General features: G+C 59.0%; 8 protein-coding genes. 7 read left to right on the plus strand and 1 reads right to left on the minus strand.

The genetic code is table 11. From position 1 onward, the window contains the following. The first annotated feature begins 2 nt into the window (after nucleotides 1-2). Both EKM85_RS02740 and EKM85_RS02745 read left to right on the plus strand, forming a co-directional pair. Nucleotides 3-314 carry a hypothetical protein gene (locus EKM85_RS02740; protein ID WP_125584737.1) on the plus strand — a complete coding sequence of 104 codons (312 nt, stop codon included), beginning with the start codon at nucleotides 3-5 and terminating at the stop codon, nucleotides 312-314. Then, nucleotides 304-2,502 (plus strand): hypothetical protein, encoded by a 2,199-nt coding sequence (locus tag EKM85_RS02745; protein ID WP_125584738.1) that lies wholly within the window; start codon nucleotides 304-306, stop codon nucleotides 2,500-2,502. Before EKM85_RS02740 ends, EKM85_RS02745 begins: the two co-directional genes overlap by 11 nt. Nucleotides 2,503-2,552: 50 nt before the next feature. Here the strand turns inward: EKM85_RS02745 and EKM85_RS02750 are convergent, their stop codons facing one another. Continuing rightward, nucleotides 2,553-3,140, minus strand: coding sequence for a TVP38/TMEM64 family protein (locus EKM85_RS02750; protein WP_125584739.1), 588 nt, complete (start codon nucleotides 3,138-3,140; stop codon nucleotides 2,553-2,555). Nucleotides 3,141-3,365: 225 nt separating this feature from the next. On the opposite strand from EKM85_RS02750, the gene ruvA reads away from it, so the two are divergent. From ruvA to yajC, 5 genes are all read left to right on the plus strand, one after another. Beyond that, the gene (ruvA, locus tag EKM85_RS02755; RefSeq protein WP_125584740.1) at nucleotides 3,366-3,941 is read left to right on the plus strand and encodes a Holliday junction branch migration protein RuvA; all 576 of its coding nucleotides are present in this window, start codon (nucleotides 3,366-3,368) and stop codon (nucleotides 3,939-3,941) included. Nucleotides 3,942-3,965: 24 nt separating this feature from the next. Beyond that, nucleotides 3,966-4,967, plus strand: coding sequence for a Holliday junction branch migration DNA helicase RuvB (gene ruvB / locus EKM85_RS02760; protein WP_125584741.1), 1,002 nt, complete (start codon nucleotides 3,966-3,968; stop codon nucleotides 4,965-4,967). 9 nt (nucleotides 4,968-4,976) lie between these two features. Continuing rightward, the gene (queA, locus tag EKM85_RS02765) at nucleotides 4,977-6,011 is read left to right on the plus strand and encodes a tRNA preQ1(34) S-adenosylmethionine ribosyltransferase-isomerase QueA (RefSeq protein WP_125584742.1); all 1,035 of its coding nucleotides are present in this window, start codon (nucleotides 4,977-4,979) and stop codon (nucleotides 6,009-6,011) included. A 340-nt stretch (nucleotides 6,012-6,351) separates the two neighbouring features. After that, nucleotides 6,352-7,491 (plus strand): tRNA guanosine(34) transglycosylase Tgt, encoded by a 1,140-nt coding sequence (tgt, locus tag EKM85_RS02770; protein ID WP_125584743.1) that lies wholly within the window; start codon nucleotides 6,352-6,354, stop codon nucleotides 7,489-7,491. 61 nt (nucleotides 7,492-7,552) lie between these two features. After that, entirely contained in the window at nucleotides 7,553-7,924 is a 372-nt protein-coding gene (gene yajC / locus EKM85_RS02775) for a preprotein translocase subunit YajC (RefSeq protein WP_379882471.1), read from the plus strand. The last annotated feature ends 122 nt before the right edge of the window (nucleotides 7,925-8,046 follow it).

Consider the following 8,046-nt stretch of genomic DNA (forward strand, 5'->3'; position numbering starts at 1 on the left):
GCGTGAAAAAGTGGGTCGTTATTCTTTTGGGCTTGGGGGTGATGCTCTTCTGCTTGACTGAGAGGCAGCAGGCGGTCGCCGCGGACGTTCAGGTCAGCATTGCCTCGTTTGTGCTGAAACCCAGTCCGCCAAGCCAGCCGACCCCGCCGGCGCCAAGCGAGCAGCCACCGGCGAAACCAGTTAGTGAGCGGCCAAGTCAGTCCTTACCGGCAACAGGGAGCCGGGATGAGCGCCGGCTGACTTGGTGGGGGTTGGTCTTGGTGGTTGTGATCCTCATGCAGTGCGGCCGAGAAAGGGGGAGGCATGCAATTTAAAACTTTCTGGGCGAGCGTTGGGGCAGTCATTTTTCTGATGTTGGGCGCGCCGGGGCATCAAGTACACGCGGCCATCCCCAGTGTGACGCCACCGGATCTCGGCGGGACGCTGGCCGGGTTTCACGCGCCAACGCCGGTCCCGACGAGTGGCGGAGCGTCCTATTTTTCGGTCGGACCCTACTGGGCCACCAATACCGGTAGCGGAGATGTGAACACAAACTGGACGATCGTCGTTGCCGGAACGCCGCTGCAACTCAAGGCGCAGGCCGTGAAGGGCCTCAACGATTTCGCCGGGGTGCCAGCCCTGAACCTCGACGTCCAAGCGGGCAGCGGGCCGGTCGTCTCATTTCTAGGCAACTGGAGTGGTAATTCGGCGCTCACTGCAGCGGCCAACCAGCTGGGATTGACCTACCTTACCTGGGGCGGCTGGGCTGGGGAGGCGACGATCAGCAGCATCGCGTATGGGGTGATGGCGCCAGACGTCACGGTGCCGACTTGGTACACCTATCAGCCCGGCGTGCGCTTCCAGCTGCCGCTTGGGTTGTTCGGGTTGAGCTGGTACTTCTATGCAAAACCAATCAAGCTGTTGGTGATTCCGAAGAATTTCGCGCCGACCCTGACTGCCCAGTCCGCGGTGCTGTTTGCAGGCCAAAGCACCATGATCGGCACCCCCGGCTTGGATCCGGCCATTGTCCCCACCTACAGCGTCGCCCCCAACGCGACGGTTCAGACAGCCGCGCAGGGCAATCAGCTGCGCGCGGTGGCCAGTGGTGCGGTTGGCACGGCCAGTGTGACCGCGCACTTTGTCTTGGCACCAATGTTCAACGGGGGCCCCGCGTTAGATCTGACGACGCCGGCGCTGCCGCTGTACACCGGTAATCTTGCCGGAGAGGACGTACCGGAAGGCGATAGCGGCATATTTACGATCCAGCTCCCGGCGGGGCTGAGCGCGGTCCATACGCAGTGGTACCTTAACGGGATCGTGCAGCCGGGTCAAACCGGCAGTAGCCTGACCGTACCGGACGCGACCGAAGATGGGACCGTGTATGCCGTGACGGATATCATGAAAGGAGGGACGGTGATCGCAACGGGCGTGCGGACGAATGACGCACACTTGAACCTGCTGCCGGTGCGTTCGGATTATCGGCTGCGGTTCGATGTTCCTTTTCTTTACGCAAAAGTCGGCCCCGACTCGCCGCTGGGCCGGACCGACCATTTGCAGGCCAGCGTCATTGACCTCCCAGCAGGAGCCAGCCAGGTGACGTGGGCCGCGTATGAGCCGGGCACCCGCACGCCTTCATCGCTCGTCAAGGTGGATCAAAGCGGTCAGGTGACCGCCACCGCCCAAACCGGTGCGGTAGATATCACGGCTGACTTTCAGGTAGCCGGGGCTTACCAGCGCAGCGTGCGCCGGGTCAACGTCGTCGCGTTGCCCGACCGGCAAACGGCCGCCGGGACTGCGCTGGCGCTGAGTGCCCCAAGCAATCTGCCAGACCTGCTGGCAGGCAGCACGATCAGCTACGAATGGCACCTGGCGGGAACAAGTCAGGCGCTGGCCGGCACCCCGGCAGCGGTCACGCCGGCGGCCTCGTATCAGCTGGCACGGGTGACCAGCGCCGATAGCGGCAGCGCGTACCAGCTGGTCGTGCGGATCACGACCAACGGCGAGACCCAGGAGGTCATCTCTAACGTTGCCGACATCACGGTCGACCCGCCTGAGGGCCTGGCCCTGCAGGCGGTGCCGTCGTTCAACTTTGCTAAGCCCACAGCTAACAGCTTCCAACCGCCGACAGTCGCGGAGATCATCAATGGTGCGGGCACTCTGGAGAATGCCAATACAGGTTCGCGCCAGCTGATCATCAGCGATAATCGCGGGGCCGCGGCCGGGCCGTGGCAATTGAGCGTGGCGCTGGATCAGTTTCAGTCGATCAGCAGCTTTGCGCCGATCAGTCCGACGCCTGATTTTGCCGCCTTGGCCCTGACGCTAAGTGGAGACCCGCCCGTTCAATCCCCGCCTATTTGGGCGGGAGGCGACGCCGTTACCCTGGCGGCGGCCACGGCGGCGGTTCGCGTCTGGGACACGACCGGGCGCCTGATGTTGCAGCCGCTGAAAGCACCGCTTGCCGGCAGCTACGGCTCGCAGGTGCACTGGACGCTGAGCGCAGCGCCGTTGCCGAGCACGCCATAACAGACCAAAAGCGCGAGCCACCAGAGGTGACTCGCGCTTTTTCGGTTTGCTCAGCCGTGGAACAAGTGCAGCAGCCAGTGGGCACCAAAGACTAGGCCCATGCTGTACACCGCGATGGTGATCGGCTTGCCTAAGATAATGACCCAGGCAAAGAACTTGAACTTCATGTGCGTCAGGCCGGCGATCAGGCACAGTACGTCGTCTGGAGCCACCGGTGCAACGATGGCAATGGCGAAGAACAGGTCAAACCTTTGTTGGTTCTTCGCGTAGGCCATGTACTTATCAAAGATTTTTTCCGAGACGATGTGCAAGATGAAGGGCTTGCCGTAGTTGCGGGCGAGGAAGAAGTTGATGAACGAGCCGATCACGATGCCAATGTAGTTGTAGAGGAATCCTTGCCAGGGGCCGAAAAGGACGACGCCGGCAGCGGTACTGACGCCGCCGGGAATGATGGGGATGACAACCTGAACGATCTGAATCAGGATGAAAATCAGCGGACCCACCAGGCCCGTCGAATTGAGGTAGGCCTGCAAGCTGTCCAAGTCGTGGAAGACGCCAACGTGGTACCAGTATATGGCGACGGCGACGATCCCCACCAAAGAGCACACCGCCCCGATGTTGATCATTCGCCTGGTCATCGCATCACTCGTGGCCTTCACCTCCTCTGAATTGATCCAGCATCATTTTACCAGCTGGCGGCCTTTGCGAATAGTCACGATGGTCGGAGAAGTGTTCAGGCTTAAGGCGGAGGCACGCCCCGCGGCGCCTGGGGGTCGGCGAACATTTTCGTCACCTGGACGAAACCACCGTCTGTGGGATATGGTAAACTAGACTGACATCTATGCACGATAAGTGAGGCTATCATGTACGAATACTTAAACGGGATCATTGCGGCGACCGAACCCGGCTACGTGGTCCTTGACGTCAACGGCGTCGGCTACCGGCTGCTCATGGGGAATCCGTACGCATACAGCGCAGGGCAAAAAGCCAAGATCTGGGTCCAGCACATCATCCGGGATAACGACCAGGCACTTTACGGGTTTGAAACTGAAGACGCGAAGCGCACGTTCAATCAGCTGCTGACGGTCACAGGCATTGGGCCGAAGTCGGCGCTGGCGATCCTCGCCAACACGGACGCTAACGGCCTAGGCCAAGCGGTCGCAAGCGGTGACGTGAGCTACCTGACCAAGTTCCCTGGCATCGGGAAAAAGACCGCGCAGCAGATCATCTTGGACCTAAAGGGCAAGCTGGCCTTGGCCGCGGCGCCGACGCCGGCGGCTGCACCAGACGTTGACCCGGTCTTGGCGGATGCACTGGCTGCGCTGGTGGCGCTGGGTTATCAGGAAAAAGCGGTCAATAAACTCGCCGAGAAGCTGGCGCAAAGCGGTGAAACCACCACCGATGGCTACCTGCGGCGCGGGTTACAATTACTGAGTTAACGGTTCAAGAAAGGAGGTGGCAGCATGGCTGATGATCGGCTCGTGTCCAAGGACGCTGATAGTCAAGACGATGCGATCGAGCGCAGTTTACGCCCGCATCGGCTGAACGATTACATCGGGCAGACGGCGGTGAAGTCGCAGCTGGCCGTGTACATTCAGGCGGCCCTTAAGCGCGAAGAGGCAATGGACCACGTGCTGCTTTACGGCCCACCAGGTTTGGGGAAAACCACCCTGGCGCTGGTGATCGCCAATGAGCTTGGGGTGCACATCCGGACGACTTCCGGCCCGGCCATTGAAAAGCCCGGGGACCTTGTGGCGCTGCTCAACGAGCTGCAGCCTGGGGATGTGCTGTTCATTGACGAAGTGCACCGCCTGCCGAAAATCGTTGAAGAAATGTTGTACTCCGCGATGGAGGACTTTTACATCGACATCGTGGTTGGCGAAGGGCCGACCGCCCATCCGGTGCACTTTCCGCTGCCACCGTTCACCCTGATCGGTGCCACCACGCGTGCGGGGATGCTTTCGGCCCCGCTGCGTGACCGGTTCGGCATCACCGAGCACATGGCATACTACAACGAAGCGGAGCTCCAGCAGATCGTGCTGCGCTCGGCTGGCATTTTCAACATGACCGTGCCGGAAAGCGCGGCGCTTGAAGTAGCCCGGCGCTCGCGCGGCACCCCGCGGATCGCTAACCGGCTGCTGCGGCGGATCCGGGATTTTGCCGACGTGGCGGACACCGAGCTGACGGTGCGCTTGGTCGACCACGCGCTGGATCAGCTGCAGGTGGACGATCGGGGCCTTGACGCCATCGACCGCAAGCTGCTCATGATGATGATCCGGGATTACGATGGCGGGCCGGTGGGGCTCAACACGATTGCGGCCAACATCGGTGAGGAAACGGCGACCATCGAAGAGATGTACGAGCCCTATCTGCTGCAGATCGGTTACCTGAAGCGCACGCCGCGCGGCCGCATGGTCACGCGCGCCGGCTATCAGCATTTGAACGTCCCGTTTACTGAACAATAAGGAGAAATCATGCTTACCACTGAAGATTTTGACTACGACCTGCCTCATGAATTGATCGCGCAGACCCCGCTGAAGGAGCGCGATGCTAGCCGCCTGCTTGTCTTGAACGCTGAGACTGGCGCCTATGAAGACAAGCACTTCTACGATATTTTGGACTACCTGAACCCCGGCGATGCGGTGGTCATGAACGACACGCGCGTGATGCCGGCGCGCCTCTACGGAGTCAAGAAAGAGACCGGCGCCCACATGGAAGTGCTCCTGCTGCACAACACGGAAGGCGACCAGTGGGAGACCTTGATGAAGCCAGCCAAAAAGGCGCCGGTCGGCACGGAGATCGATTTCGGCGACGGCCTGCTTAAGGCCACCGTCAAGGAAGAACTGGATCATGGCGGGCGCATCATCGAGTTCCACTACGACGGGATCTTCATGGAGATCCTCGATCAGCTTGGCGAAACCCCACTGCCGCCTTACATCAAGGCCAAACTTGACGATCCGGAGATGTACCAAACGGTTTACGCCAAGGAAATGGGGTCAGCCGCAGCGCCAACGGCCGGCTTGCACTGGACACCTGAACTGCTGCAGAAGGTCAAGGATAAGGGTGTGAAGCTCGTCTACTTGACGCTGCACGTCGGCCTGGGTACATTCCGGCCGGTTTCTGAAGACAACATTGAAGACCACAAGATGCACAGCGAGTTCTACCGCTTTTCTCAGGAGGCGGCCGATACGCTGAACGAGGTCAAGCAAAACGGCGGGCGCATCATCGCCACTGGCACAACGTCGATCCGGACGCTGGAAACCATCGGCACGAAGTTCAACGGCGAGATCCACCCGAGCTCCGGCTGGACCGACATCTTCATCAAGCCCGGGTATCAGTGGCGGCTGGTGGATGCGTTCATCACCAACTTCCATCTGCCGAAGTCAACGCTTGTCATGCTGGTGGCGGCCTTCACGGGGCGCGAGAACATCCTGAACGCCTATCACCACGCCATTGAGGAGAAGTACCGCTTCTTCAGCTTTGGCGATGCTATGTACATTCATAAGTAAGGCGAGGCACTCGGGTAATGACAAGGGAATCTGCTAGTCTACTCACCGGTTGCCTGAGCGAGGCGTGATGACCAGTGCGCTTGGCTTTTAGTCGCGCTGCCTTGTCGCCGCAAAAAAGCCGCCGCAGATCGCTCTGCGGCGGCACCACGTGGTTTGATGAAGGACCCAGATAAATATTCACTATCGAAAACGACAACCAACCAGATTTTCTTTTAACGCATCACTGCGCGGAACTCTTAATCGAATTTATCGATCACGTATGACTCTCTAGCTGGGTCCTTCATGGAGACTATAACACCGCGCCTTCATTCACTGCAATCAAAGTCTACCAGGAGGTTTTATGCCAGCCCTTCAATACCATCTCAAACACATCGATAAGCATTCCGGTGCCCGTCTCGGTGAGATCGTGACGCCGCACGGGACGTTCCCGACTCCGATGTTCATGCCCGTCGGCACCCAAGCGACCGTTAAGACGCTGGCGCCGGAAGAACTTAAGACGATGGGCGCCGGCGTGATTCTCGCCAACACTTATCATCTCTGGCTGCGGCCCGGCGAAGACATCGTGGAAGAGGCTGGCGGTCTGCATCGCTTCATGAACTGGGACCAAGGCATTCTGACGGATTCAGGGGGTTTTCAGGTCTTTTCGCTTGCCAAAAACCGCGATATCACTGAGGAAGGCGTGCATTTTCGCAACCACCTGAACGGCGCAAAGATGTTCCTCTCACCGGAAAAGGCGATCGCCATCGAAAATGCGCTGGGTCCAGACATCATGATGAGTCTAGACGAGTGCCCGCCCTTTTTTGAAAGTTATGATTACGTCAAAGCCAGCGTGGCGCGGACGAGCCGCTGGGCCGAACGCGGGCTGAAGGCCCACCGCAATCCTGAGCGCCAAGCCCTGTTTGGCATCGTTCAGGGCGCCGGGTTCCGCGATCTGCGCGAGCAAAGCGCCAAGGATCTGGTCAGCCTTGATTTTCCTGGCTACTCGATCGGTGGCTTGTCCGTCGGCGAGTCCAAGGAGGAAATGAATCACGTCCTTGACTTCACCGTGCCGCTGCTGCCGGCAGATAAGCCCCGCTACCTGATGGGAGTGGGCTCGCCAGACGCGTTGATCGATGGCGTCCTGCGTGGGATCGACATGTTCGATTGTGTGCTGCCGACGCGGATCGCGCGCAAGGGTACCGTGATGACTAGCCACGGCCGCGTGGTGGTCAAAAACGCGCAGTACGCCCGGGACTTTACGCCGCTTGACGATAACTGCGATTGCTACACCTGCCGCAATTACACCCGTGCATACATTCGTCACTTGCTCAAGGCGGACGAAAGCTTTGGCGAGCGGCTGACGTCATACCACAACGTGTACTTCTTGCTGCACTTGATGAAGCAGGTGCGTGAGGCGATCGCACGCGACGAGCTGAACGACTTTCGGCAGGCCTTTTTTGAGCAGTACGGTTACTTTAAGCCGAACGCGAAGAACTTCTAGCCACTAGCCAGCGGGCCTTTATTTTGGTACAGTGTTCCATGAACTCAAAAAAGAAACCGAGGTGCGTATTTTGGGAACTATTTCCACGCTTCTAATGATCGTCATCATGTTCGTGTTCTTCTACTTCTTCATGATGCGTCCACAGAAAAAACAACAACAACAGCGCCAAGAGATGCTTAGCGGCCTCAAGAAGGGCGATAAGATCGTCACGATCGGTGGCTTGCACGGGGTGATCGATAAGGTCGACCGCCAGAGCAACACCGTTGATCTTGACCTCGATGGCATTTACCTGACCTTTAACTTGTCTGCGATCCGGACGGTGGTGCCTGCCGGCCAGCCTGCTGAACCGACTCAGGCTAAGACCGAAGACGACAAGCCGTATTCCGAAGGTGATGGCGACACCACCGACGATGCGGATGACAAGAATAAGTAATCGCACATGATTAAGCCCTCGCTGCCTGCGGGGCTTTTTTTTTACGACGGATTTACAATGCAAGTGCAACAAATTAGCTAAATAGAAAGACTCATAGCCTGAGTCCTTGTAAAATGGAATCA

This window comes from Lacticaseibacillus jixianensis (assembly GCF_003946485.1).
Classification (GTDB): Bacteria; Bacillota; Bacilli; order Lactobacillales; family Lactobacillaceae; genus Lacticaseibacillus; species Lacticaseibacillus jixianensis.

Bases quoted from the DNA above. Each gene is read 5' to 3' on its own strand.
- EKM85_RS02750 (WP_125584739.1), bottom strand. From the start codon at position 3,140: ATGACCAGGCGAATGATCAACATCGGGGCGGTGTGCTCTTTGGTGGGG.
- tgt (WP_125584743.1), top strand. From the start codon at position 6,352: ATGCCAGCCCTTCAATACCATCTCAAACACATCGATAAGCATTCCGGT.
- queA (WP_125584742.1), top strand. From the start codon at position 4,977: ATGCTTACCACTGAAGATTTTGACTACGACCTGCCTCATGAATTGATC.
- ruvB (WP_125584741.1), top strand. From the start codon at position 3,966: ATGGCTGATGATCGGCTCGTGTCCAAGGACGCTGATAGTCAAGACGAT.
- ruvA (WP_125584740.1), top strand. From the start codon at position 3,366: ATGTACGAATACTTAAACGGGATCATTGCGGCGACCGAACCCGGCTAC.
- EKM85_RS02745 (WP_125584738.1), top strand. From the start codon at position 304: ATGCAATTTAAAACTTTCTGGGCGAGCGTTGGGGCAGTCATTTTTCTG.